This window comes from Sulfitobacter aestuariivivens (assembly GCF_014763045.1).
Classification (GTDB): domain Bacteria; phylum Pseudomonadota; class Alphaproteobacteria; order Rhodobacterales; family Rhodobacteraceae; genus Sulfitobacter; species Sulfitobacter aestuariivivens.
The window spans coordinates 758,403-782,211 of sequence record NZ_JACTAG010000001.1; the positions used below are offsets into that span (position 1 = coordinate 758,403).

The window sequence follows — 23,809 nt, forward strand, 5'->3', positions numbered from 1 at the left end:
CCTCCACGGCGGGTGATTAGCTCAGTGGTAGAGCGCTTCGTTCACATCGAAGATGTCAGGAGTTCAAATCTCTTATCACCCACCACTCCAACCGGTTAGTGTAGATAAAATTCGGCCCGTTCCGGTGCTGCGGCGACGTATCTTTTTTACTGCGGCACTGGCAAGGTGTGAATGAACGCCGAACTGTCGTCGTTTGGCGTGATGTTAGGACGGGAGGATATTGCAGTGTCTGAAAAGGAAATCGTCAATCTGGTCGAAACCTATCGACTGGCCTGGAACGCGCGTGATTTCGAAGGGATGGCGGCGCTCTTTTCAGAGCCCGCCATGTACATCGTTCCGGAAGGTGTTCTGCACATCCCCGATAAGGCCGCGCTTGTATCGAAGTTGCAGCTACAATTTGTAGACTTGGAAGCCGAAGGTTTTGATCGCACCGAGATTGGTGACGTCGTTTTCACTATGGTTACTGAGTATTCTGGATTGGCAGAACTCAGACACTTGCGGCGGCTCAGGACTGACGGATCGGAAATTTCTGCGATTGATGTCCTGTACATTTGCGTCCTTGAAGAAGGAAACTGGCGTTTAAGTGTTGCGATGGCTGGACCTTGTGGGTGGAACGATAAGGCTGGGCCAACCTCCTGAGTGCGCGCATCGGCTGCATTGTGGTGTGATGCTCCGGGTCCCGCAGGTTTTTGGGCGTGCCGGCAGTTGACCTCTGCCATCCTATGCCGCACATCGCTGATCGATGCGTATCTATCCTCCCATATGGTTTCTGCGGCATGGTCAGACCGTGTGGAACAAGGCGTACCGGCTGCAGGGGCAGCTTGATTCCCCGCTCACCGATCAGGGCATTGCCGAGGCGCGCCGGCAGGCGGTCGTGATCGCGCCGGTGCTGAAAGAAGCCCCCGCGATCTGGGTATCGCCGCTTGGGCGCGCGCGCCAGACGGCGGATATTGCGTTGGACGGCGCATCCTATCAGACGGATCCGCGCCTGATGGAGATCCACGCAGGTCGCTGGCAGGGCATGTTGCGGACCGAAATCATGGATGCACAACCTGATTGGGCGGCGTGCGCGCCCTCAGCGCTTGAGATTTACGAGGCCGCCGAGGGCGGCGAGGGGATTGCGGCATTTGAGGCGCGCATTCTTGCTTTCTTGCGTGATCTGAGCGGCCCCACGGTGATCGTCGCACATGGTTTATTGGGACAGGTGCTGCGCGCGCATGTGCTGGGCGCTGATGTGGGGCAGGCCGGGGCACTCAGCAACCTCCAGGGGGTCGTGTATCATTTGCGCGACGGGCAGGAGTACGTGCTGGAGGCGCCGGAATGATCCCGCCGCTTTACATCCTGCGCCATGGAGAAACGGAGTGGAATGCCCAGGGGCGTCTGCAGGGCAGTTTTGACAGCCCGCTGACCTCCCGTGGTCGGGCGCAGGCGCGGGCGCAAAACCGCATTCTTGCGCAACGGGATCTGTCGGCGTCAACCGCACTGAGCAGCCCGCAGGGCCGTGCGTTTCAAACCGCCGCCATCGCGCTGGAAGGGTTGGTGGCTGATATCGTGACCCACGCCGCTCTGCGTGAGATCGGGTTGGGCGATTGGGCGGGGCAGGACCGTGCGGCGCTGATCGCAGAAACCAATGCGCAAGACGCATTCGACCTTTATGAGCTTGCCCCCGGGGGCGAGGGGTTTGCGGCCCTGCACGCCCGGTGCGGCGCGTTTCTTGACCAGATCACCGCCCCGTCTGTTCTGGTCACACATGGGATCACCTCGCGGATGCTGCGCCTGATCCTGACCGGTCAACCCATCACGGCACTGCGTGATATCGCGGGGGGGCAGGGCATCGTGTTCTATCTTGAGAACGGCATCCAGCATCAACTCAGATGAGGGCTTGAAGCCCGCCCCCGCCTTGCGCTAAGAGGCGTGCAGCGGGTCGTTAGCTCAGTTGGTAGAGCGCTTCGTTTACACCGAAGATGTCGGGAGTTCGAGCCTCTCACGACCCACCAGATCCCTTTAGTTTGATGAGACCGGTTTCGAGCTGGATGGCCCGGTTGCCCGCACGCTATGCGGTCAGGCTGGGTCGGGGGTATGCGCCTTTCAGAAACCTTGATCGCAGCCCGTATTCGCAAAGATGTCCCGCTCTGCACAGCCGCTCCGCATGTCCGCACAGGACAGGCTATTGTGGGAAAGCAAAATTGGTCTACGTTTGAGGAGATACGCCCAAAAGGAGACCACCCATGAGCTGGAACCCCGCCCTTGATCCCGATTGCCCAACCGGTGATGCTGTGGACGCCATTGAGACTGTTATTGTGCCGCGGGCGCGTGATCTGGGGGGGTTTGAGGTGCGGCGGGCCTTGCCGGCGCAGGCGCGGCAGATGGTGGGGCCATTCATCTTTTTTGATCAGATGGGGCCGGCGGAGTTTCTGACGGGGCAGGGGATTGATGTGCGTCCGCATCCGCATATCGGGCTGGCAACAGTGACCTATCTTTACAAGGGCAAGATCCACCACCGGGACAGTCTGGGGACCGATCAGTGGATTGAACCGGGTGCCGTGAACTGGATGGTGGCGGGCCATGGGATCACCCATTCTGAGCGCGCCGACGGGGATATGGTCAAGAAACCTCACAGTCTTTTTGGATTGCAGACCTGGGTGGCGTTGCCCGAGAAGCACGAAGACGCTGCTGCGCAATTCGAACATGCGCCAAAGGACACCTTGCCGATGCTTGAGGGGGAGGGCAAAGAGGTGCGCCTGATCCTTGGCACGGCTTACGGAGAGACCGCGCCGGTCAAGGTCTATTCCGAGACGTTTTATGCCGATGCCTTGCTGGAGGCGGGCGCGTCCATCCCCTTGCCGGACGATCATGAAGACCGGGGGCTTTATGTGCTGCAGGGAAAAATTATCGTTTCAGGGCAAGAGTTTGAGGCCGGGCGGATGCTGGTTTTCCGCCCCGGCGACCGGATCAGCGCCAAGGCCGGAGACACGGGCGCGCGCCTGATGCTGCTCGGCGGGGCAACGATGGACGGGCCACGCCATATCTGGTGGAACTTCGTCGCTTCGAGCCGCGACCGCATTGATGCGGCCAAGGAAGCCTGGCGTGCGGGCGACTGGGCGCATGGGCGGTTTTCGCTGCCGCCGGGCGACGATCAGGAATTTATTCCGGCCCCTGAGCGGTGAGGTGTCAGAAAAACCGGGGTTGGTGCAAAATCCCGCTTGACGGGGCGGGGCCACGGCCATATCAGACCCGAACACCGCGCGTCAGCACGGTGAGCAGTGGGCGGTTGTAGCTCAGTTGGTTAGAGTACCGGCCTGTCACGCCGGGGGTCGCGGGTTCGAGCCCCGTCAACCGCGCCACCGCTGCATTTCCTTCAGGTTAACACAAATCGGAAGCAACGTTTTGCGGCGCTCCTGCGCGCGGCAACGCGAATCGTCCGTTAATGCTGCGTTTGCTGGCTTTTTCGCTGTCGGTATCACGTCGGTATTGCGTCGGTACCGCGTCGGTGACAGGCACCGACAGGGCCAGATTAACAGGGCGCGCGGCGGGGAAGTGTGAAGGATGGGTTACAATGGGACCTAGTTAGATGCCCGGACCACCTGTAGCATCTGTCACAGCCTGTCGGGTGCTGCGCGGAGGATCTGCCGGGCACCTGCGTAGATTTCATCGACAATCTCGGACGCGGATTGGATCTTGCGCACCAGTCCGACGCCTTGCCCGGCCCACAGGGACATGGCGGCGACATCGCCGGTGGTTTCGGGCAGCGGCGTATAGCTTTGATACCTGACAACCGGTGTGCCATCAGGGCGGTGTCCGATCACCTGATCTTCGTTGGGCCGTTTGCCGGGGTTTGCCGCCCCGTCCGCCTGCCAGTCGGCAGAGGTATCATTCCTGAGCGCCCGGTGCGGTGCATCCGGCCAGGCAACATCATAAAGGTCGCGATACCATTCGGTTTGGGTCTCAGCGGCGTTCAGGATACGGGTGCGGTAGGTGTCGTGGATTGTGGCCTCTTTGCTGGCCAGAAAGCGGGTGCCGATCCAGACGCCTGACGCCCCCAGCATGAGCGCTGCTGCCATGCCGCGTCCGTCGGCGATGCCGCCTGCTGCCACGACGGGGATATCCACCGCGTCCGCCACCGCAGGCACGAGGGCCAAAGTCGACACCTCGCCCCAGACGTGGCCGCCAGCCTCCCATCCCTGCGCCACGATGATGTCGGCGCCTGCTGCCTCGGCGGCTTTGGCCTCCGTCACGCTGCCGACGCTAGACAGGACGACCAGACCGGCAGATTTGGCGGTCGAGATGGCATCGCTGTCCATACCCCAGAACAGGGAAACGGCATGAATCTTGTGGTCGATGCAGGTTTGCAGTTGGTCGCCAAAGGGAAAGGACAGGTTGAGGTTCACCGCAAAGGGGCGGTCCGTGATGGCCCGGACCTGCGCGATGCCTTGGGCGACGTCAGCAGCAGATTTGCCCCAGAGCGGGATCACCCCATAGCCGCCTGCGTTGCAGACCGCCGCCACCAGATCAGGACCCGCAGCGCCGCCCATCGGGGCGGACAGGATCGGTTTTTCGATGTCGAGTATTCGGCGCAGATCGGATGTCATGGCGGTAATCTCCTTTGGCGGTCGGGTGCGGCAAATCGGGCAAAAGCCGGGTCTTAAGTCAATGTGGGGGTGTTGGGCAAAGGTGCGCAGTCAATGCGCACCCTACGGGAGGAAGTCGAGGAGGGCGGTTGCGGTCTGTGTCGGGTATTGGTCGACGAAGAAATGGCCGCCGGGCAGGGGTGTGCTGCGCATGTTGCTCAGCCGATCTGCCCATGTATCCGCCACCTCGTACATCTTGCCCATAGCGCCGTCTGTGCCCCACATCACAAGGGATGGGCAGTCGATGGTGCGGTGCAGATCGGCGGCGTCGAGGTCAAAGTCGATGTCGAGGGCGGCGCGGTAGTCGTTGCACATGCCCCGGATCGCCTCTGGTGTGCGCCACGCGGCGCGATAGGCGGCAAGTGCGAGTGGATCAAAGTCGGACAGCGGGGTGCTGCCCCAGGCCATCAGGCTGGCCTCAAAATAGGTATCCGGATCGTGGCCGATCAGGGTTTCGGGGAAGGGGGTGGGTTGGGCCAGAAAGAACCAGTGATAATAGGCGCGGGCGACGTCCTGGCGCAGATCGCTGAGCAGCAGGTGAGTTGGGATGATGTCCATCACGGTGAGCGTGTCGATGCGGGCAGGCGCGTCGAGCGCCATGCGGTGCGCGGTGCGCCCGCCCCGGTCGTGGCCCACGAGATGGAAGGTGTCAAAGCCAAGATGGGTCATCAGGGCCAGTTGATCGGTGCCCATTTCACGAAAGGAATACTGGGCCGTGTCCTGCGGTTTCGAGCTGGCGCCATAGCCGCGCAGATCAGGCGCAATGACGGTGAACCGCTGCGCCAGTGCGGGGGCCACGGCGTGCCACATGGCGTGGGTTTGGGGAAAGCCGTGCAGCAACATCACAGGCGGGCCGCTGCCGCCACGGGCATAAAAGATCTGCTGGCCGTTCACATCTGCCACGTCGGTTTGAAAGTCGGGGAGGAGGGTCACGGGGGCAAAACCTTTCGCTGCTGGGTTGAGTGCAGCTTAACAATCTCGGCATGGGAAGTGTAAGAGGGGGGATGACCGCGCCCGCATCCTCACGCCTTGGTATCTATTGCATGTTGGGGGGGATGTTTCTCATTTCCATCAATGACATGCTGATCAAGTCGCTGTCGGGGGGCTATTCGCTGCATCAACTGGTGCTGATGCGGTCGTTGGTGGGGGTCTTCTTTACGCTGTTCATGCTGAAGATGGAGGGCGGGTTTGCGGTGCTGCGTACGGGGCGCCCGGGGTTGCATCTGCTGCGCGCGCTGCTGATCGTTTTTGCCAATACGTCGTTATATGCAGCAATCGTGTCGATGCCTTTGGCCACGGCGACGGCGCTTTACTTTGCCTCACCGCTGTTTGTGACGCTGTTGTCGATCCCGGTGCTGGGGGAACGGGTGGGCCCGCGCCGGTTTGCGGCAGTGGGGATCGGGTTTGCCGGGGTGCTGACGATGATGGCCCCGCAACTGGCGGGCAAGGGGGACATTGGTTGGGTGATGATCCTGCCGGTGATGGCGGCGGCGGGCTATGCGTGCATGGCGGTGCTGACGCGCAAACTGGGAGCGACCAGCCGCGCCTCGGCGCTGGCGATACATTTGCAGGTGGCGTTTGTGATCGTGAGCCTTGGTGTCTGGGCGGTTGCCGGTGATGGGCGGTTTGCGGAAGGGACGGACAATGAGAGCGTGCGGTTCCTGTTGCGGGCATGGGTCTGGCCTGAGACGGGGGATCTGGCGGCCATCGCGGGGCTTGGGGTGATGTCGGCTGTTGTGGGCTATCTGATGACGCAGGCCTACCGGTTGAGCCGCGCCTCAACCGTGGCGCCGTTTGAATACGTGCTGCTGCTGTATTCGCTGTTCTGGGGGTGGAGCATTTTTGGCGAATGGCCGGAGCCGACGGTCTTTATCGGTGCTGCGGTGATCATCGCGGCAGGTGTCTATGTGTTCATGCGCGAGGACCGGGTGAAGGCCACGCGGCGCACCTGAGCGGTTGGCACTGATCTGCACGTCTTGCGAGAATTTTGCCGGACCGCGCGCGATTGCCCTTAGACTGAGACGGGAATCATAGCGTCTTGGGGGACACCATCATGAAAAAGTATCTATTCGCAACGGTCGCAGCCATCGCCCTTTTGCCCGGCGTCTCCCGGGCTGAGATGTCGCTGGTGCGCATTGCAACGATGCCGGACGGGGCGGAGGTGACCGGGATTTCCACCAACGCGATTGGGGATCTTTTCCTTAATGCGCAGCATCCGGGTGGCAAGAACACCTTTAAGGACGACGCACCCGCCGCGCTTGTTGGATATGTGGCGCGGTTTGACGCCGCCAGCCCCGGCATGCCCATTCCGCCTGAAGATCAGCGCGCTGATCTGCAGGTGAATTCCGGCCAGTACGTCACCTTTGGCAAAGCTGGGGATGCGCTGGGGTCGGGTGAGGTTTTCGGGGGTGTCTATGACGCGGCGGGGGCGTTGATGTATGTCTCGAACGCGCCGGATTTCAACGGGTTTGTGCCGACGGGCGCCAACACTGCCTATCTCTACACGGGCTGGGAAGGTGCGGGCCGCGACGGGGCCAGCGCGATCTCAAAAGTGGCGCTCAGCCGCAGGGATGGGGTCTGGCAGGCGGATCTGTCGCAATCCAAGATGCTGGATCTCAGCTCGGTGCATGGGGGGGCGGTGCTGTGTTCGGGCACGATCACGCCCTGGGGGACGCCGCTGCTGGCGGAGGAATATTTCTTTTACAATTCTGCCACATGGAACCACCCGGACAACCATGATGAGGATGAACGCGCGGGTTTTGCGGGCGGCAATGACATCAACTACATCAAGCCCAAGAACATGTCGCAGTATCTGGGGAAGATGGCGAACCCGTATCGGTATGGCTACATGATCGAGATCAACAATGCGGCATCCGCGGATGATGAGCAGTTGGTCAAGCATTATGCGACCGGGCGGCTGAGCCATGAGACCGCAGCGATCATGCCGGATAACCGGACGATCTATATGACGGACGACGACAGTGCTGTGTACAGCCACGAGACCTATAACACCGCATCGGGTGGCGTGTTTTTCAAGTTCGTGGCGGATCATCCCGGTGATCTGAGCGCGGGGACGCTGTATGCCGCAAAGATGATGCAGGACGACACCGCCGATCCCGACAAGGCGGGGTTCGACATCACGTGGATCGAACTGGGGCACGGCAACAATGCACAGATTGAGGCCTGGGCGGCGGAGTATGATGACGTGACTGTTGCCGATTACGTTGACGGGCAGACCAGCTATCTGTCGGACGATGCGATCCGCGCCCATGCGGCCGGAACGGCACCGGATGCGCGCGCGGCTTTTCTTGAATCGCGGCGCACGGCGGCTGCCATGGGGGCGACCAATGAGTGGGACAAGCTGGAAGGGGTCACGACGCATGGTGACAAGGTCTATATCGCGGCGTCTGCACTGGCCTTTACGATGGACAAAAGCTGGGGGCACAAGGACTGGTCAACAGGCGAGATCGACACCAGCAATGGCGGCGATATCGCGTTGAATGCCGAAGGGTGCGGCGGAACCTACGTGTCGACCGTTGGGGCGGATTACAACATCACGCGGATTGAGCCTTATGTCATCGGTCAGACCGATGCCGAGGGGCGCTGTGTGGCGGATCTGCCGGCCAATCCCGACAACATCGTCACCCTCAACGATGGCACGTTGCTGATAGGCGAAGACGCCGGGCCCAAGCGGCATGACGTGGACATGCTGTGGATGGTCAAAGGCTAGCGCGCGGCAAAGCGGTTTGCCAGAAAGTCCACGAATGTCCTGATGCGGGGCGCCAGATTGCGGCGCTCTGCAAAAGTGACGGCGACGTCGGCATGGGCCTGAGCATAGGACGGAAAGAGGTGCACCAGATCGCCGGACGCGACCTTGTCAGCGACGATATAGGTTGACAGCCGCGCGATGCCCAGCCCGGCGAGGGCGGCTTTGAATACAGCGTCGGCGCTGTTGCCTTTGAAGCTGCCGGTGGCGTGCACGCGGGTGGGCGTGCCGTCCAGCGTTGCCTCCCAGGCGTTGCGGCCAAAGCTGTTTGAGGTCCGCAGGCAGTTGAAGTCAGCCAGATCTGCAAAGGTGCGGGGCGTGCCGTGGCGCGCCAGGAACGCAGGGGAGGCACACAGGATGCGTTCGTTGCGCATGATCTTGCGCACGATGACGTTGGGGTTGGTCAGTTGTTCGGCAAAGTTGATTGCGGCGTCGAATTGTTCTTCCTCCAGATCAATGGAGCGATCGGTCAGTTCAAGCGAGAGGGTGATGTCCGGGTTTTGCGCCAGAAAGTCGGGCAGGGCGGGGATCAGTTGGTATTTGCCAAAGGCGACGCTTGCGGCCACGCGCAATTCGCCCTTTGGGGCAACATCAACGGCTGAGATGTATTCTTCGGCCTCAAAGAACTTTTCCGCAACGGCCCGGCATTTTTCGAAAACCGCGCGCCCCTCCGGGGTGAGGGTCACGCCCGAACGGGAGCGGCGCAGCAAGCGTTGGCCCACGTGATCTTCGAGATGGCCGATCTGTTTGCTGACGGCGGAGGGCGTTTGCCCGCTGGCACGCGACGCGGCCGAGATGCTGCCCATCTCGACCACCCTGACAAAGGCGAGCATCTGGCTTGAGACATCCATCGTGTGACCCGTTCCTTTCCCTGCAGGCAAGGCCCCTATGCGTGGCAGAGGGCTTTCGTTCAGGGGACTGTTTGCGCTACCTCTGCAGTGCAGCATGAATACTGCAGCGCAGCAATGCACAAAAAGATGATCGCGTCCTGACCGTCGCGGGAACCCGCAAACTGACTATGAGACAGGCAGCTTCGCGCGCGGTTCGCCCAAGACTTGGGCAGTTGAAAGATGGTCCGTACGCCGCGTCGCCTAAGTGGCGGCACTGGAATTTGATATGCCCTGAGCGGGGATCTGACGCCGCTCAGTCCAACGATTTAACGGTCCTTCCTCCCGGAACCCGTTATGACTGGCCGGTTCGCCCATCCTCCTCCCGGGTGGACCGGCCCTTTTTTCCCAAATTACAGGCGCGGTTTGGTTGCTTTGCGGCCATTGCGGACAGATAGGCCGATTTGTGGTAGTGTGCTGCATTAATCATAAACTGGATTCCGGCATGCAGGACAAATGGACTGACGGCGACGCGTACGAGATGTATGTCGGGAGGTGGAGCAGAAAGACAGGGCGCAAGTTCTTGTCCTGGCTGGATCAGGACGCGGGATTGCGCTGGCTTGACCTGGGGTGTGGGACCGGTGCGCTGACGGCGCAGATCCTGCAGGAGTGCGCGCCAAGGTCGGTTGTTGGCGTCGAACCGTCAGAGGGTTTTTTGAAACTTGCGCGGCAGCACACGGATGATCCGCGCGCCGCGTTCCGGCAGGGGTCAGGTGATACCATTCCGCTGGAGGATGGCTCTGTTGATGTGGTCGTGTCGGGGCTGGTGCTGAATTTCATCCCGGACAAACCCAAGGCCCTGGCCGAGATGATGCGCGCCGTTGAAAAGGGCGGGACGGTGGCGGCTTATGTGTGGGATTATGCGGGCCACGTTCAGTTCATGCGCTACTTTTGGGACGCGGCAGTCGCGCTTGACCCTGCTGCCCGTGACAAGGATGAAGGCGTTCGATTTCCGATTTGCCGCCCCGATGCATTGGCCGCGTTGTTTTCAGACGCGGGACTCCGGGACGTCACGACTGCACCTATTGATGTCGTGACGCCATTCGCAGATTTCGAAGACTACTGGACACCTTTTCTGTCTGGTATCGCGCCTGCGCCGGGCTACTGCGCCTCTTTGGACGATGCAGCACGCGCGAAATTGAAAGAGCGCCTGATCGAGACCCTGCCCACGGACCCGGATGGGATGATCTTGATGGCCGCGCGCGCATGGGCCGTACGGGGGACGCGGTAGGCTGACATGTCCGCGATGCGGCAGGTGAGAGAAGTTTGAAGGGTCAGGATCGGCGCGGCGCCCGTCGATCATTTTCTATGAGGCGCGAAGGGCGTTTTACCAAATCGAGCGCAGGCTTTAGGTCTGGCAGGGCAGAGAACAGGCACATGGGGTCATCCGCTGGGGGAAGGGACATGCCTAAGATATTCGATTGCTTTACTTTTTATAACGAATTGAGATTGCTGGAACTCCGCTTGCAGCTGCATTGGGACAGCGTTGATCGTTTCGTCATCGCAGAGGCGACCCGGACGTTTCAGGGCCAGCGCAAGTCGCTGTTCCTGCTGGACGCGAAAGAGCGGTTTGCCCCGTACTGGCATAAGATCGAACATCTTATCATCGATGACATGCCCGAGACGCAAAACAGCTGGGATCGCGAATACCACCAGCGCAATGCGCTGGGGCGTGGTTTGGCGGCTGCATCATCCAGCGACATTGTTTTGTTGTCCGACGTTGACGAGCTGATCCGACCTGAGGTTCTGTCTGACCTCAAAACCCGACAGCTTGGGCCAAGAGATATCTTGTGTTTCGAGCTTGACTGGTACGCCTATTATCTGAATTTCAAGCGGGCTGAAAAATGGCTGCGCCAAAGTCCCAGAGGTATACTGAAAGGAAGCCTGTCGCGCTTTCAGTCCCTTCGGGAGGTGCGCGGCCCCGTCACGTCATTTACGCGCGACTTTGTGCGGGCGTGCAAGACAAACTGGTCGTTTGGCAAATTCATGAAACGGCGGCTTGTTCCTGATGCGGGCTGGCATTTGACGTGGCTTGGCGGAACAAGTGCGATTGTAGACAAAGCGCGGGCGATCTCTGTTCACAGCAGCATGACCAATAGCGGCGACGATCTGTCCGAGACCTTTTTGAAACAGCGCGGTGCAATAGAGCAAGGGCAGGGAACGGATGGGTTTTCGCCCGTCGCACTGGATGCGTCCTATCCACAGATCATTCTGGACAACACGCAGCAGTGGGAAGATTTGATCTTCAGGGGCGGCACCCCTTGATTGCGGGACGTTGAGACGAAAGGTTCGGCCCCCATCGCCTGACAAAACGATGGGGGGATGCACCCGTTTTCAGGTCACAGCGTCGAGGATGCGGGCCCAGCTGCGGATGCCTTTGTGAAAGCTTTCCATGTCATATTTTTCGTTTGGAGAATGGATGGCATCATCATCGCGGCCAAAGCCGATGAGCATGGGTTCGGTTTGCGTGATGCTTTGGAAATGGCCCGCGATGGGGATCGAACCGCCGCAGCCGATATAGGCCGCCGGGATGCCCCATTCCTCTGACAGGGCCTGACGGGCCTCTTCGAACATGGCGCCGGAGGTGTCGGCGCCTGAGGCCGCGGAGGCGCCGTGACCGGAGAATTCGACCGTGCAATCGGGCGGCAGCATGTCCTGCACCATCTTGCGAAAGCTTTCGCGGATTGCCAGCGGATCCTGCGTGCCGACGAGGCGGAAACTGATCTTGGCATGGGCCTGCGCGGGCAGGACGGTCTTGAACCCGTCGCCGGTATAGCCGCCCCAGATGCCGTTCACGTCGCAGGTGGGGCGCGACCAGATCATCTCGAGCGGGGTGCGGTCGTGTTCGCCGGCGGGATGCGACAGGCCGACATCGCCCAGAAAGCGGTCGTGGTCAAAGGCGAGGCCCTGCCACTGTGCTTCAAGCGCGTCGGGGAGTTCGGGGACACCGTCATAGAACCCCGGCACGGTGATGCGCCCGGTCTCATCATGCAGGGATGCGATGATGCGGCTGAGGACGCGGATGGGGTTGCGGGCGATGCCGCCGTACATGCCCGAATGCAGGTCGATATCGGGGGCGGTGATGGTCAGTTCCTCGCCCAGCAGACCGCGCAGCATCGTGGTGATGCCGGGGGTCTTGGATTGGAAAAGGCCGGTGTCGCAGATCATGGCGACGTCGGCTTTCAACTCTGCCGCGTTCTCCTGCATGAAGGGAACCAGCGAGGGGGAGCCGCTTTCTTCTTCGCCTTCGAGAAAGAAGGTGATCTTGCAGGGCCAGTCGCCTTTGACCGCTTTCCAGGCGCGCAGGGCCTCGACAAAGGTCATCAGCTGGCCCTTGTCGTCTGCCGCGCCGCGCCCGCGGATGACCTTGCCCTTTGGCGTGTCCTGTATTTCAGGATCGAACGGGTCACGGTCCCACAAGTCAAGCGGATCAACGGGTTGCACGTCATAGTGGCCGTAAAACAGCAGATGCGGATCCCCTTCGCCGACGTGGCCCACGACCATGGGATGCCCCGGTGTGGGACGCTTTTCGGCGGTGACACCCATCGTTGCGAGATCGGCGACCAGCCAGTCCGCCGCGCGGTCGCAGTCAGCCTTGAAGGCCGGATCGGTCGAGATGGAGGGAATTTTCAACAGGTCGATCAGCCTGTCGGTGGCGGCGGGTAGGTCGGCATCAATGCGGTCGAGGACGTCGGAGAGGGACATGGTGTGCTTTCATATCAGGAACGGGGGCCGCCAGCGCGGAGATTGGCGGCATATTGACCGCATCGGACGGCACAAGGCAATCGGATCGTGGCGCAAAACAGGTCTCATGCTCGCAGGGATGTGATGCAGCGCGATTAGGCCGGAGCCCCGTGCAGTGGTTAAGCAGGGGAAGGGTGCGACACCGCGCCGCAGCCCTGAAAACCAATACGGGAGGGAGACCCCATGAAATTTTTGATACCCGCCGCCGCCGGCACAGCGTTGGCTTTTGCTGCAATGGCAAGCACCGCCAGTGCGCAGGACTGCACCTTTGACAAAAAGGCCGTTGATTTTGAACAGGCTGACATTGATGCGCTTTATGCCTGTGTCAAAGACAAGTTGGCTGCGGGCTATGCCAAGGAAGGCCACGAGATCGGAAGTGTCTATCGCGACTGGCAGGCGACAAGCACCGGACCGGCGGCACCGGGGCCGCACGGGGATCGGTTTCTGTTCACCTACGCCAATGACGTGGGCTATGCGCAATACGTGAAATATGCCGATGAGGGTGGGTTTGCGATGCCTGTGGGGTCTGTCCTGGCCAAGGAAAGCTATAAGCTGTCCAAGAAGGGAAAGCCGCGCAATGGGCCGCTTTTCATCATGACCAAGGTCGACGCAGGCGAGGCAGATGAGTTTGGAAATTGGGTCTACTCAGCCGTGCAGCCCAACGGCAAGAACATGAAGATCAAGCAAAGCTTTTGCCACGATTGCCATGCGGCCTTTGCTGATCAGGATTCGCTGGGGTATCCGGATGTCGATGTCCGGTTCAGTGGTGACTGACACCGCAGCGTAGAAAATGCCGGGGTGCTGTGGATTTCCGCGTGCGCTGAAACATCTGTTGATCCAGATCAAGGCTGCGACAACAAGGCCTGCGGTATTTCATTGAAGCCAAGCGAGGCATTCTATAATTGTTCCAGGGAACTTGGGATCCGGGCCGCCGCGCGACCGGATCTTTCTGCCAGACGGAGAGGCGCGATGAACTATATCGACCAGCTGGATCGCGCGATTGCGCGTCTGCATGACGAGGGCCGTTACCGCACCTTCATCGACATCGAACGCCGCAAGGGTCAGTTTCCGCACGCGGTCTGGACCCGGCCCGATGGCACCGAGCAGGAGATCACGGTCTGGTGCGGCAACGATTATCTCGGCATGGGTCAGCATCCGGTTGTGTTGGAGGCGATGCAAGAAGCGCTGACAGCGACCGGTGCGGGGTCTGGCGGCACACGCAACATTTCCGGCACGACGGTGTATCACAAGCGGCTGGAGCGCGAGCTGGCCGATCTGCACGGCAAGGAAGCGGCGCTGCTGTTTACCTCGGCCTACATCGCCAATGACGCAACACTGTCGACGCTGCCGAAGCTTTTTCCCGGTTTGATCATCTATTCCGATGCGCTGAACCATGCCTCGATGATCGAGGGCGTGCGGCGCAATGGCGGTGCCAAGCGGATTTTCCGCCACAATGACGTCGCGCACCTGCGCGAATTGCTGGAAGCGGACGATCCTGCGGCGCCCAAGTTGATTGCATTTGAATCGATTTATTCGATGGATGGTGACTTTGGGCCGATCGAGGCGATCTGTGATCTGGCGGATGAATTCAATGCGCTGACCTATATCGACGAGGTGCACGCGGTGGGCATGTACGGCCCGCGCGGGGCCGGGGTCGCCGAGCGGGATCGCCTGATGCACCGGCTGGACATCATCAACGGGACGCTGGCCAAGGCGTACGGCGTCATGGGCGGCTATATCGCGGCGTCGGACAAGATGTGCGATGCGATCCGGTCCTATGCGCCCGGATTCATCTTTACCACGTCGTTGCCGCCAGCGGTCGCGGCGGGCGCTGCAGCCAGTGTGGCATACCTCAAACGCGCACCGGAGTTGCGCCAGAAGCACCAAGAACAGGCCCGCGCGCTGAAGCTGCGCCTCAAGGGACTGGGCCTGCCGATCATCGATCACGGCAGCCATATCGTGCCGGTGATGGTCGGCAATCCGGTGCATACCAAGATGCTGAGCGACATGTTGTTGGAAGAGCACGGCATCTATGCCCAGCCCATCAATTTCCCGACAGTGCCCCGTGGTACAGAACGTCTGCGGTTCACCCCCTCCCCGGTACACGGCCCGGATGAAATGGATGCTTTGGTGCGTGCGATGGACAATCTTTGGTCGCACTGTGCGCTGAATCGTGCCGAAGCGGCGGGCTGATTACCCGCTATTCGTGTTTTACGTTGCCTTATGCTAGACTTAGGGAAACAAAAGGCTACATCCGAATCGCGTAGACGAAATTGGATGAAGGCAGCGGGCAGCAAGAACACGGGGCATTGGCATGATCGGGCGTTGGTCCTCCAAGAGCGCAGACACGGAAGTGGTAGCGGAAGAGCCGAAGGGCTTTGACGCTTTTGAACTGCGTTTGGGCGATGTCATGCGGGGCGAACGGGCCACGCTGGGCAAGTCGTTGTTGGATGTTCAGCGCGAGCTGCGGATCAAGGCCTCGTACATTGCCGCCATCGAAAATGCCAATCCGGATGCGTTTGACACCCCCGGTTTTATCGCAGGCTACGTGCGGTCCTATGCGCGCTATCTGGGAATGGATCCTGACAAGGCGTTTGCCGCTTTTTGCACCGAATCCGGGTTTGAGGTTGCGCACGGCATGTCTGCCAACGCGTCTGTCATCAAGAAGCCGAGCTTTGAGGATCGCGCGAAGACACGCAGCCAAGACGCTGATTTCTTTGCCAAACCAATGCTGCCGTTCACGCCCCAGGGCGATAGCCTGATCAGCCGGATTGAGCCGGCAGCGGTCGGATCGATGATGGTTTTGGTCGGGTTGATCGGGGCCATCGGGTTTGGCGGCTGGACGGTGCTGCAGGAAGTGCAGCGCGTACAGGTCGCACCGGTCGATGAAACGCCTGTGGTGCTGTCGGATCTAGATCCGCTGGATGGGGCGCTTGCCTCGGCCCCGGAGGCGACTTCAGATTCAGCGGCACCGCGCCTTGTGGCAGATGCGCCGCGCGCGGATGCGCTGGACCGTCTTTACCGTCCGCAGGCGCTGGATGTGCCGCGTCTGACGCCGCGGGATGCACCGATCGCATCGATTGACCCGCGGTCGATCGGGAATTTCCAGTCGCCGGAGCCGGGTGGTTTGCGCGGTGCCGAGGTTCAGACCGCGTTGCTGGGTGCCGATTTGCCGGCGCCGGACACCGCGGCCTCTGTTCCGCAGGTCGTCGAAGGGGTGCCGGACACGCTGCGGATGGTGGCGGTTGAACCATCCTGGGTGCAGGTCAAGGCGGCGGATGGGTCCGTAATTTTTGAAACAACGATGAGCACCGGCGACACGTGGGACATTCCTGCGACCGAAGAACCACCGATGCTGCGGACCGGCCAGTCGGGGGCGATCTATTTCGCGATGGACAATGCCTATTATGGTCCGGTGGGGCCGCGCGGGGCTGTGACGTCGAACGTGCCGCTGAACCGTGAGGCGCTTGCAGAGTTGTACGACCCGGCCGTAGTGGAAGAAAACACACGGCTGGCGACATTGGTCTCTGAGCTTCAGAATGCCGCAGACACTGACGAAGGCGCGGACGACTAGTTGCGCGCAGCCCGCGTGGTGCTTAGGTTGAGCGCACCCGCGTATCCTGCCAAAGGCTTCCCTCATGTCGCTCAATCACATCCGCCCCTGGCGTAATATCTATCGGCGCAAGTCGCGGCAGATCATGGTGGGGTCGGTGCCTGTCGGGGGCGATGCGCCCATTACCGTGCAGACCATGACCAATACGCTGACCACGGATGTGGCGGCCACCATTGCACAGGTCAATGCAGCGGCTGACGCGGGCGCGGATATCGTGCGGATTTCCGTTCCGGACGAGGCGTCATCAAAGGCGCTGCGCCAGATCGTGCCAGAGGTCAGCGTGCCAATCGTGGCGGATATTCATTTTCACTATAAGCGCGGGATCGAGGCGGCAGAGGCGGGCGCGGCCTGTTTGCGGATCAATCCGGGCAATATCGGGGATGAGACGCGGGTGCGCGAAGTGATCAAGGCCGCGCGGGATCATAATTGTTCGATCCGGATCGGGGTGAATGCCGGATCGTTGGAAAAACACCTGTTGGAAAAGTATGGCGAACCTTGCCCCGATGCGATGGTTGAAAGCGGGCTGGATCACATCAAGATACTGCAGGACAACGACTTTCACGAGTTCAAGATCAGCTGCAAGGCGTCGGATGTCTTTATGGCGGCGGCCGCCTATCAGCAATTGGCCGAGGCCACGGATGCGCCGATTCACCTTGGCATTACCGAGGCGGGCGGGCTGGTCAGCGGCACGATCAAATCCGCCATCGGGCTTGGCAATCTGCTGTGGATGGGGATCGGTGATACGATCCGCGTGTCGCTGTCGGCAGATCCTGTGGAAGAGGTAAAGGTTGGCTATGAGATTCTAAAGTCGCTTGGATTGCGGCACCGTGGGGTGAACATCATCTCGTGCCCGTCCTGCGCGCGGCAGGGATTTGACGTGATCAAGACGGTCGAGGCGCTGGAAAAGCGGTTGGAGCATATCAAGACGCCCATGAGCCTGAGCATCATTGGCTGTGTGGTCAACGGGCCGGGTGAGGCGCTGATGACGGATGTAGGCTTTACCGGCGGTGGCGCGGGGTCGGGAATGGTCTATCTGGCGGGCAAGCAAAGCCACAAGCAAAGCAATGACGACATGATCGAACATATCGTTGAGCAGGTGGAAAAGAAAGCCGCAGAGATTGATGCGGAAACCGTGAAAGAGGCGGCAGAATAAGAACTTAGCCGGCGTCCCTCGTGCAATAGCTGAAGGTGTTCGGCCTTAGCTGCGCTTGTTGTCGACCAAGGCCAGCATCGCATCAAGCGGCAGATACCCCCGCAGCAGTTCATCCTGCATCACGAAGGTCGGGGTGCCGGTGATCTGCATTTTCTGGGCCAGGGCGCGCGTCTTGTTGATTTCTTCTGTCACTTCGGGTGCATCCATACGCGCCTCGATCGCGTCGGCGTCCAGACCGAATGTTTCGGCCACACGGCGCAGTGCGGGCACGGTGAAATCGCCCGGAAAGGTCATCAGCGCGTCATTCATGTCCTTGTAGGCGTCATCGCCGGCCACCTGTTTGGTTGCCACGGCCCAGCGCGACGCCAGGACGGATTGTTCGCCGAGGATCGGGAATTCCTTGACGATCAGTTTGATATTGCCATCGGTTTCCAGCAGTTGCGCCACCTCATCGTGGGCCCGGCGACAATAGCCGCAGCGATAATCAAGAAATTCAACCAGCACGATGTCGCCATCGGGGTTGCCGCCAACCCAGGAATAGCCGTCGTTGAAGAGTTCGTCGGTATTGTCCGCGACAAGATCGAGGTCAGCGCGTGCCTTGGCTTCGGCTTCGCGGGTCTGCAGGACCTGCACGGCGTCCATTATGACCTGGGGGTTGTCCATGAGGTAGGCGCGCACTTCGGCGCGGAACAATTCGCGTTCGGCTTCGGTCATGGCGCCAAGGTCCAGCGCGACGGCGGGCAGCGCGATGGCGGAGGCCAGAACGGGGGCAATCAGGCGGTGCAACATATGTCAGAGCCTTTTGTCAGGGGTGCCGGGGTTGACGGCGTGCGTTTGGCACGGTGAAAGCATGAACCAAGCCTAGGAGCAAGCCCATGCGCATATCAACCCGATCTGCTGTTGATCCCTTTATTGTGATGGATGTAATGCAAGCCGCCACGGATGCCGAAGCGGCGGGGCGGCATATCATCCACATGGAGGTGGGCCAGCCCGGTACAGGGGCACCGAGGGAGGCCACGCAGGCCTTGGCCCGCGCGATGGAGGAGGGGGCGCTGGGGTACACGGTCGCCTTGGGGCTGCGGGCGTTGCGCGAACGGATCGCGCGGATGTATGGCGATTGGTACAACGTCGATCTGGATCCGGCGCGCGTGGTGATTACGCCGGGATCGTCGGGCGGGTTCATTCTGGCGTTTACCGCTTTGTTCGACACGGGTGATCGCGTCGGGATCGGCGCGCCGGGGTATCCGAGCTATCGGCAGATCCTCAGGGCGCTGGATCTGGTGCCGGTTGATCTGCCCACGGCTGCGCAGAACCGCTATCAGCCGGTGCCGGGTGATTTTGACGGGCAGGATCTGACGGGGTTGCTGGTGGCTTCGCCCGCCAATCCGACAGGCACAATGCTGGACCGTGAGGCGATGCGCGGGCTGGTGGATCGCTGTGCTGCGCGCAGTATGTCGTTCATTTCAGACGAAATTTACCACGGCATCGAGTATGACAAGAAAGCTGTCACCGCGCTGGAAGTGACGGATGAGTGCTATGTGATCAATTCGTTTTCCAAGTATTTTTCCATGACCGGATGGCGCGTTGGCTGGATGGTGGTGCCGGAAAATCACGTGCGGGTGGTGGAACGGATTGCCCAGAACATATTCATTTGTGCCCCCCATGCAAGTCAGGTTGCGGCGCTTGCAGCGCTGGAGTGCGACGGGGAATTGCAGGCCAATATGGATGTTTACCGCGCCAACCGCGCGCTGATGCTGACGGGGCTGGCAGAGGCGGGCTTTACCGATATCGCGCCGCCTGACGGGGCGTTTTACGTCTATGCGGATGTATCGGCCTTCACCGATGACAGCCGCGCCTTTGCGGCGGAGATACTCGAGCGGGCCGGGGTTGCGGTGACGCCCGGGCTGGATTTCGATCCGGCGCGGGGTCATGCCACGTTGCGGTTTTCCTACGCGCGCAGCACGGCGGATATCGAAGAGGGGCTGGGGCGGCTCAAAACCTTTATGGCGGCGCGCTGAGGCGCTGGCGTGGCGGGGTCATTGATGCTAATTTGCCCGCAACGACACACCGAATGGTGGGGCATATGCGGGCGATCCTGAACACATTTCTGGCTTTTATGCTGTGTGCCGGCGGCGCGTTGGCGCAGGAGCTGACGGCATTGGCGCGGGTTGAACCGGAGCGCAGCCTGATTGAGGACGGCTGGTTCGGCAAGACTGAGCTGCGCATCGGGCTGAGTCAGGGCGTGCCGTTTCGGGTGTTCTTGTTGGATAATCCGGCGCGCGTTGTGGTTGATTTTCGCGAGGCAGACTGGTCCGGCGTTGCCTCATCGGAGATTTTGACCGAGCCGGGGCGCATCACGGGCCTGCGATTTGGCGCATTCCAGCCTGGCTGGTCGCGGCTGGTTGCCGATCTGGGCGAGCCGATGGTGCCAAAGGAAATCGGGATGCCGGTGGATGATGCCAGCGGGGCCGCGGTGCTGGAGATCTGGCTTGAAACGGCGACGCCAGAGGCCTTTGCACAAGCCGCCGGCGCGCCGGTTGATCCGGCCTGGACGGTCGCGTTGGTCGAAAAACCCAAGGGGCCTGAGGCCAAGGATGGGTTTCTGGTCATGCTGGATCCGGGGCATGGCGGCATTGATCCCGGTGCTGAGCGGGACGGGGTCTCTGAAAAAGAGCTGATGCTGAATTTTGCCCGTGCCCTGGCCGATACCTTGCGCCGGTCAGGGGTCGCGACGGAATTGACGCGGGACGCGGATATATTTGTCGCGCTCGAGACCCGGGTGGCCATGGCGCATCAGGCGCGCGCGGATCTGTTCATTTCGCTGCACGCCGATAGCCTGAGCCAGGGCGGGGCCAAGGGAGCGACGGTCTATACCCTTTCGGACGAGGCCAGCGATGCGGCGTCCGCGCATCTGGCGGCGCGGCATAACCGGGCCGATATCATTGCGGGGGCGGATTTGACCGGATCAGATGATCAGGTCGCCTCTGTCCTGCTGGATCTGGCGCGGCAGGAAACCGAGCCGCGCTCGGACGCGCTGGCCCAATCGCTGATCGCGTCGATGACCGAAGCGGGCGGGCCGATGAACCGCCGACCTGCGCGCGAGGCGGGGTTTTCCGTGTTGAAATCGGCGGATATTCCGTCGGTTCTTGTCGAGGTCGGCTTTCTGAGTTCGGCGCGCGATCTGGCAAACCTGCGCGATCCGGTGTGGCGCGCGGTCATGGTTGAGGCGCTGGCCGACGGGATCCGTGCGTGGCGCGATCAGGATGAGGCCCTCAAGCCCTTGATCCGCAAATAATTCTGGTGGGCGGGTTTCCGCCCTGACGGTCAAATCCGGGCTTTTGACCATCTTAACCTGCCAGTGTATATCTGACAGGCACAACACGAGATTTGGTGGCCCGCAGTGTTCCGATTTATCCTCTCTTTTCTGGGTGGTATCTTTACGACCCTGACCATGAGCCTTGCCATGGTGGCGCTGACCATTGGGGCGGTGTTCTGGATGTATGGCCGGGACCTGCCCAGTCACGAATCGCTGGCGCAGTATACGCCGCCCACCATCAGCCGGATTTATTCCGGTCAGGGGCGTCTGATCGACGAGTTTGCGAAGGAACGGCGGCTGTTTGTTTCGGCCGAAACGATCCCCGATCTGGTCAAACAGGCCTTCATTTCTGCCGAGGACAAGAATTTCTACCAGCACGATGGTTATGATCTGCGCGGGATTGGTGCGGCGGCCTTTGATGCGGTCAAATCGCGCGGGCGCGACGTGCGTGGTGCGTCGACCATCACGCAGCAGGTGATGAAGAATTTTTTGCTGTCGGGGGACCGTCGGGCAGAACGCAAGATCAAGGAAATCATCCTGGCCGCGCGCATTGAGCAGACGCTGAGCAAGGAAAAGATCCTTGAGCTTTACATGAACGAGATCTTTCTGGGGCAGAATTCCTATGGTGTCGCGGCTGCGTCGCAGACGTATTTCAACAAGACGCTAAGTGATCTGGCCCCGCATGAGGCCGCCTTTCTGGCGTCTCTGCCGAAGGCACCGTCTGATTATCACCCCGTACGCCAGAAAGATCGCCTGATGGCGCGGCGCAATTTCGTGCTGCGTGAGATGAACGAGAACGGGTACATCTCTGACACGGAATACGCGCGCGAACGGGATATGCCGTTGCGGTCGGTGCAGAATGGCGATTTCGAGAGCTTCAAAGCGGACCTGCCACCGCGTGATTACTTTACCGATGAGATCCGCCGCCAGCTGAGCCGGGATTTCGGTGAAGGCGAATTCTTTACCGGCGGGCTGACGGTGCGGGCGACCATCGACAACGAGATGCAGCCGATTGCCGCAAATTCCCTGCGCTTGCAGCTGGAGCAATATGATCGCGGGCGCGGTATCTGGAACGGCACCGGTGAAGTGATCCCGCGTGAGCAGCGGACCAGTGAGGAAAGCTGGCGCGCAGCCCTTGCGGATCTGCGCGTGCCGCGCGACATCGATCTGGAAAGTCAGTGGTATCCGGCAGTCGTGCTTGAGGTCGGCGAGACCGATGCCCGGATCGGTATCGAGGGCGTGGCGGAAGACGCCGATGGTCACTGGATCCCGGCCAAGGACGTGCAGTGGGCGCGCAAGCGGCTGGAGGATGGATCGCTTGCGCGCAAGGCGCAGGTTGCAGGTGATCTGGTCAGTGTCGGCGATGTGGTTCTGGTGCGCCGGATGACGGCGGATGCGGATGGATCCTTTATCCGGTGGACGTTGCGGCAGGTGCCCGAAGTGCAGGGTGGGTTTGTCGCCATGGACGTCGACACAGGCCGGGTGATCGCGATGCAGGGCGGGTTCTCTTATCAGGCATCCGTATTCAACCGGGCCACGCAGGCCAAGCGGCAGCCCGGATCCAGTTTCAAACCTTTTGTCTATGCATCCGCGCTGGACAGCGGCTATTCGCCCGCCACGATTGTGGTTGACGCCCCGATCGAGATCAACACACCGCAAGGCGTCTGGCGGCCCAAGAACGCATCGAACCGCTATTATGGCCCGACGCCTTTGCGAACCGGGATCGAACAGTCGCGCAATCTGATGACCATTCGTCTTGCCCAGGAAGTGGGCATGGATGTCGTGGGGTCTTATGCGGAGCGGTTTGGGGTTTATGACGATCTGAGCCCGGTTCTGGCCAATGCCCTGGGATCGCAGGAAACCACGCTTTATCAGATGGTCAGCGCCTATGCGATGTTCGCCAACGGGGGTGAACGGGTGCAGCCGACGCTGGTGGACCGGGTGCAGGACCGCTATGGCCGGACCGTCTATCAGCACGACCAGCGGATTTGTAATGACTGTCGGCTGGCCAGCCTTGATCCCGGTCGGGCGCCGCGGGTGATCTCGAACCGCGAACGGGTCATGGACCCGGTGACGGCCTATCAGCTAACGTCGATGATGCGCGGTGTGGTTGAGCGTGGCACGGCGCGCAAGGCGGTCGATCTGGGTGTGCCTACCGCCGGCAAGACCGGCACGACCAACGATGCCAAGGATGTCTGGTTCATCGGTTTTACGTCGAACATCGTAGCGGGCTGCTATATTGGGTTTGACCAGCCCCGGGCGATGGGGCGCGGTGCGTCGGGCGGTGGCATGTGCGGCCCGGTGTTTCAGCGGTTCATGAGCGAGGCGGTCAAGAAATACGGCGGCGGCAAGTTCGCTGTGCCCTCGGCGTGTCAGTTCATCAAGATCGACCGGTTCTCGGGCGCGCGTCTGAGCGACGGGGCATCGGGGCCCAATGTGGTGTCTGAGTGTTTCCGCGATGGCGAAGAGCCGATCTTTGGTATCACCTTTGACGGTGGTTTTGCCATGGGCGCGGATTTGCCCTTGGTCGAAGAGATCGGGCGCACATCGCGGCAGGTCACGACGTCAACGGGCCGCAAGGCGGTTGTGGGACCGAAGGCCAGCTTTGGCACGCTGTCCTCGGGTGGATTGTACTGATCTGAGCGGGCGCGTTTTCTTGTAAAGAAAACGGGGCGGAAACTTTGGAAGTTTCCGGTCCGGAA

General features: G+C 60.9%; 20 protein-coding genes and 3 tRNA genes. 18 read left to right on the top strand and 5 right to left on the bottom strand.

Annotated elements, in window-relative coordinates; translation table 11 throughout:
- The first annotated feature begins 10 nt into the window (after nt 1-10).
- From H9Q16_RS03755 to H9Q16_RS03785, 7 genes are all read left to right on the top strand, one after another.
- Nucleotides 11-85: transfer RNA gene (locus H9Q16_RS03755), tRNA-Val, on the top strand.
- Nucleotides 86-171: 86 nt separating this feature from the next.
- Entirely contained in the window at nt 172-639 is a 468-nt protein-coding gene (locus H9Q16_RS03760; protein ID WP_191074018.1) for a YybH family protein, read from the top strand.
- Between the two features lie 103 nt (nt 640-742).
- The gene (locus H9Q16_RS03765) at nt 743-1,324 is read left to right on the top strand and encodes a histidine phosphatase family protein (protein ID WP_191074019.1); all 582 of its coding nucleotides are present in this window, start codon (nt 743-745) and stop codon (nt 1,322-1,324) included.
- Nucleotides 1,321-1,878, top strand: a complete 558-nt coding sequence (locus H9Q16_RS03770; RefSeq protein ID WP_191074020.1) for a histidine phosphatase family protein — start codon at nt 1,321-1,323, stop codon at nt 1,876-1,878. The genes H9Q16_RS03765 and H9Q16_RS03770 overlap by 4 nt, the downstream gene beginning before the upstream one ends.
- Nucleotides 1,879-1,921: 43 nt before the next feature.
- Nucleotides 1,922-1,997 (top strand) — tRNA-Val (locus H9Q16_RS03775).
- Nucleotides 1,998-2,228: 231 nt separating this feature from the next.
- A complete protein-coding gene (locus tag H9Q16_RS03780; RefSeq protein WP_191074021.1) occupies nt 2,229-3,167 on the top strand; it encodes a pirin family protein in 939 nt (312 codons plus the stop codon).
- A 100-nt stretch (nt 3,168-3,267) separates the two neighbouring features.
- A tRNA-Asp gene (locus H9Q16_RS03785) sits at nt 3,268-3,344 on the top strand.
- A 252-nt stretch (nt 3,345-3,596) separates the two neighbouring features.
- On the opposite strand, the gene H9Q16_RS03790 is transcribed toward H9Q16_RS03785, so the two are convergent.
- Nucleotides 3,597-4,589: an NAD(P)H-dependent flavin oxidoreductase gene (locus H9Q16_RS03790; RefSeq protein ID WP_191074022.1), complete on the bottom strand. Its 993-nt coding sequence runs from the start codon at nt 4,587-4,589 to the stop codon at nt 3,597-3,599.
- A 102-nt stretch (nt 4,590-4,691) separates the two neighbouring features.
- Nucleotides 4,692-5,561 (bottom strand): alpha/beta fold hydrolase, encoded by an 870-nt coding sequence (locus H9Q16_RS03795; protein WP_343067784.1) that lies wholly within the window; start codon nt 5,559-5,561, stop codon nt 4,692-4,694.
- A gap of 71 nt (nt 5,562-5,632) precedes the next feature.
- Between H9Q16_RS03795 and H9Q16_RS03800 the strand changes: the two genes are divergently transcribed.
- Together H9Q16_RS03800 and H9Q16_RS03805 are read left to right on the top strand one after the other, a co-directional pair.
- Nucleotides 5,633-6,580 carry a DMT family transporter gene (locus H9Q16_RS03800; protein ID WP_191074023.1) on the top strand — a complete coding sequence of 316 codons (948 nt, stop codon included), beginning with the start codon at nt 5,633-5,635 and terminating at the stop codon, nt 6,578-6,580.
- A 101-nt stretch (nt 6,581-6,681) separates the two neighbouring features.
- Nucleotides 6,682-8,358 carry an alkaline phosphatase PhoX gene (locus tag H9Q16_RS03805; RefSeq protein WP_191074024.1) on the top strand — a complete coding sequence of 559 codons (1,677 nt, stop codon included), beginning with the start codon at nt 6,682-6,684 and terminating at the stop codon, nt 8,356-8,358.
- On the opposite strand, the gene H9Q16_RS03810 is transcribed toward H9Q16_RS03805, so the two are convergent.
- Nucleotides 8,355-9,245, bottom strand: coding sequence for a LysR family transcriptional regulator (locus tag H9Q16_RS03810; protein WP_191074025.1), 891 nt, complete (start codon nt 9,243-9,245; stop codon nt 8,355-8,357). The genes H9Q16_RS03805 and H9Q16_RS03810 overlap by 4 nt on opposite strands.
- A gap of 481 nt (nt 9,246-9,726) precedes the next feature.
- Between H9Q16_RS03810 and H9Q16_RS03815 the strand changes: the two genes are divergently transcribed.
- Both H9Q16_RS03815 and H9Q16_RS03820 read left to right on the top strand, forming a co-directional pair.
- The gene (locus tag H9Q16_RS03815; protein WP_191074026.1) at nt 9,727-10,512 is read left to right on the top strand and encodes a class I SAM-dependent methyltransferase; all 786 of its coding nucleotides are present in this window, start codon (nt 9,727-9,729) and stop codon (nt 10,510-10,512) included.
- Nucleotides 10,513-10,685: 173 nt separating this feature from the next.
- On the top strand, nt 10,686-11,546 hold the full coding sequence (locus H9Q16_RS03820; protein ID WP_191074027.1) for a glycosyltransferase family 17 protein: 861 nt from the start codon (nt 10,686-10,688) through the stop codon (nt 11,544-11,546).
- A 69-nt stretch (nt 11,547-11,615) separates the two neighbouring features.
- Here H9Q16_RS03820 and H9Q16_RS03825 read toward each other — a convergent pair whose 3' ends face one another.
- A complete protein-coding gene (locus H9Q16_RS03825) occupies nt 11,616-12,986 on the bottom strand; it encodes a M20/M25/M40 family metallo-hydrolase (RefSeq protein ID WP_191074028.1) in 1,371 nt (456 codons plus the stop codon).
- A gap of 222 nt (nt 12,987-13,208) precedes the next feature.
- Here H9Q16_RS03825 and H9Q16_RS03830 point away from each other — a divergent pair, with 222 nt between their 5' ends.
- From H9Q16_RS03830 to ispG, 4 genes are all read left to right on the top strand, one after another.
- A complete protein-coding gene (locus H9Q16_RS03830) occupies nt 13,209-13,799 on the top strand; it encodes a cytochrome P460 family protein (protein WP_191074029.1) in 591 nt (196 codons plus the stop codon).
- A gap of 195 nt (nt 13,800-13,994) precedes the next feature.
- Complete coding sequence (hemA, locus tag H9Q16_RS03835) at nt 13,995-15,218, top strand: 5-aminolevulinate synthase (protein ID WP_191074030.1); 1,224 nt, start codon at nt 13,995-13,997, stop codon at nt 15,216-15,218.
- A gap of 121 nt (nt 15,219-15,339) precedes the next feature.
- Complete coding sequence (locus H9Q16_RS03840; RefSeq protein WP_191074031.1) at nt 15,340-16,599, top strand: helix-turn-helix domain-containing protein; 1,260 nt, start codon at nt 15,340-15,342, stop codon at nt 16,597-16,599.
- 64 nt (nt 16,600-16,663) lie between these two features.
- On the top strand, nt 16,664-17,791 hold the full coding sequence (gene ispG, locus H9Q16_RS03845) for a flavodoxin-dependent (E)-4-hydroxy-3-methylbut-2-enyl-diphosphate synthase (protein WP_191074032.1): 1,128 nt from the start codon (nt 16,664-16,666) through the stop codon (nt 17,789-17,791).
- A gap of 45 nt (nt 17,792-17,836) precedes the next feature.
- On the opposite strand, the gene H9Q16_RS03850 is transcribed toward ispG, so the two are convergent.
- The gene (locus H9Q16_RS03850) at nt 17,837-18,580 is read right to left on the bottom strand and encodes a DsbA family protein (protein ID WP_191074033.1); all 744 of its coding nucleotides are present in this window, start codon (nt 18,578-18,580) and stop codon (nt 17,837-17,839) included.
- Between the two features lie 86 nt (nt 18,581-18,666).
- Between H9Q16_RS03850 and H9Q16_RS03855 the strand changes: the two genes are divergently transcribed.
- From H9Q16_RS03855 to H9Q16_RS03865, 3 genes are all read left to right on the top strand, one after another.
- Nucleotides 18,667-19,809 (top strand): pyridoxal phosphate-dependent aminotransferase, encoded by a 1,143-nt coding sequence (locus tag H9Q16_RS03855; protein ID WP_191074034.1) that lies wholly within the window; start codon nt 18,667-18,669, stop codon nt 19,807-19,809.
- A 65-nt stretch (nt 19,810-19,874) separates the two neighbouring features.
- On the top strand, nt 19,875-21,086 hold the full coding sequence (locus H9Q16_RS03860) for an N-acetylmuramoyl-L-alanine amidase (protein WP_191074035.1): 1,212 nt from the start codon (nt 19,875-19,877) through the stop codon (nt 21,084-21,086).
- Nucleotides 21,087-21,191: 105 nt separating this feature from the next.
- Nucleotides 21,192-23,744 (top strand): PBP1A family penicillin-binding protein, encoded by a 2,553-nt coding sequence (locus tag H9Q16_RS03865; protein WP_191074036.1) that lies wholly within the window; start codon nt 21,192-21,194, stop codon nt 23,742-23,744.
- Nucleotides 23,745-23,809 lie beyond the last annotated feature (65 nt).

Bases quoted from the DNA above. Each gene is read 5' to 3' on its own strand.
- H9Q16_RS03760 (WP_191074018.1), top strand. From the start codon at position 172: ATGAACGCCGAACTGTCGTCGTTTGGCGTGATGTTAGGACGGGAGGAT.
- H9Q16_RS03765 (WP_191074019.1), top strand. From the start codon at position 743: ATGCGTATCTATCCTCCCATATGGTTTCTGCGGCATGGTCAGACCGTG.
- H9Q16_RS03770 (WP_191074020.1), top strand. From the start codon at position 1,321: ATGATCCCGCCGCTTTACATCCTGCGCCATGGAGAAACGGAGTGGAAT.
- H9Q16_RS03780 (WP_191074021.1), top strand. From the start codon at position 2,229: ATGAGCTGGAACCCCGCCCTTGATCCCGATTGCCCAACCGGTGATGCT.
- H9Q16_RS03790 (WP_191074022.1), bottom strand. From the start codon at position 4,589: ATGACATCCGATCTGCGCCGAATACTCGACATCGAAAAACCGATCCTG.
- H9Q16_RS03800 (WP_191074023.1), top strand. From the start codon at position 5,633: ATGACCGCGCCCGCATCCTCACGCCTTGGTATCTATTGCATGTTGGGG.
- H9Q16_RS03805 (WP_191074024.1), top strand. From the start codon at position 6,682: ATGAAAAAGTATCTATTCGCAACGGTCGCAGCCATCGCCCTTTTGCCC.
- H9Q16_RS03810 (WP_191074025.1), bottom strand. From the start codon at position 9,245: ATGGATGTCTCAAGCCAGATGCTCGCCTTTGTCAGGGTGGTCGAGATG.
- H9Q16_RS03815 (WP_191074026.1), top strand. From the start codon at position 9,727: ATGCAGGACAAATGGACTGACGGCGACGCGTACGAGATGTATGTCGGG.
- H9Q16_RS03820 (WP_191074027.1), top strand. From the start codon at position 10,686: ATGCCTAAGATATTCGATTGCTTTACTTTTTATAACGAATTGAGATTG.
- H9Q16_RS03825 (WP_191074028.1), bottom strand. From the start codon at position 12,986: ATGTCCCTCTCCGACGTCCTCGACCGCATTGATGCCGACCTACCCGCC.
- H9Q16_RS03830 (WP_191074029.1), top strand. From the start codon at position 13,209: ATGAAATTTTTGATACCCGCCGCCGCCGGCACAGCGTTGGCTTTTGCT.
- hemA (WP_191074030.1), top strand. From the start codon at position 13,995: ATGAACTATATCGACCAGCTGGATCGCGCGATTGCGCGTCTGCATGAC.
- H9Q16_RS03840 (WP_191074031.1), top strand. From the start codon at position 15,340: ATGATCGGGCGTTGGTCCTCCAAGAGCGCAGACACGGAAGTGGTAGCG.
- ispG (WP_191074032.1), top strand. From the start codon at position 16,664: ATGTCGCTCAATCACATCCGCCCCTGGCGTAATATCTATCGGCGCAAG.
- H9Q16_RS03850 (WP_191074033.1), bottom strand. From the start codon at position 18,580: ATGTTGCACCGCCTGATTGCCCCCGTTCTGGCCTCCGCCATCGCGCTG.
- H9Q16_RS03855 (WP_191074034.1), top strand. From the start codon at position 18,667: ATGCGCATATCAACCCGATCTGCTGTTGATCCCTTTATTGTGATGGAT.
- H9Q16_RS03860 (WP_191074035.1), top strand. From the start codon at position 19,875: ATGCGGGCGATCCTGAACACATTTCTGGCTTTTATGCTGTGTGCCGGC.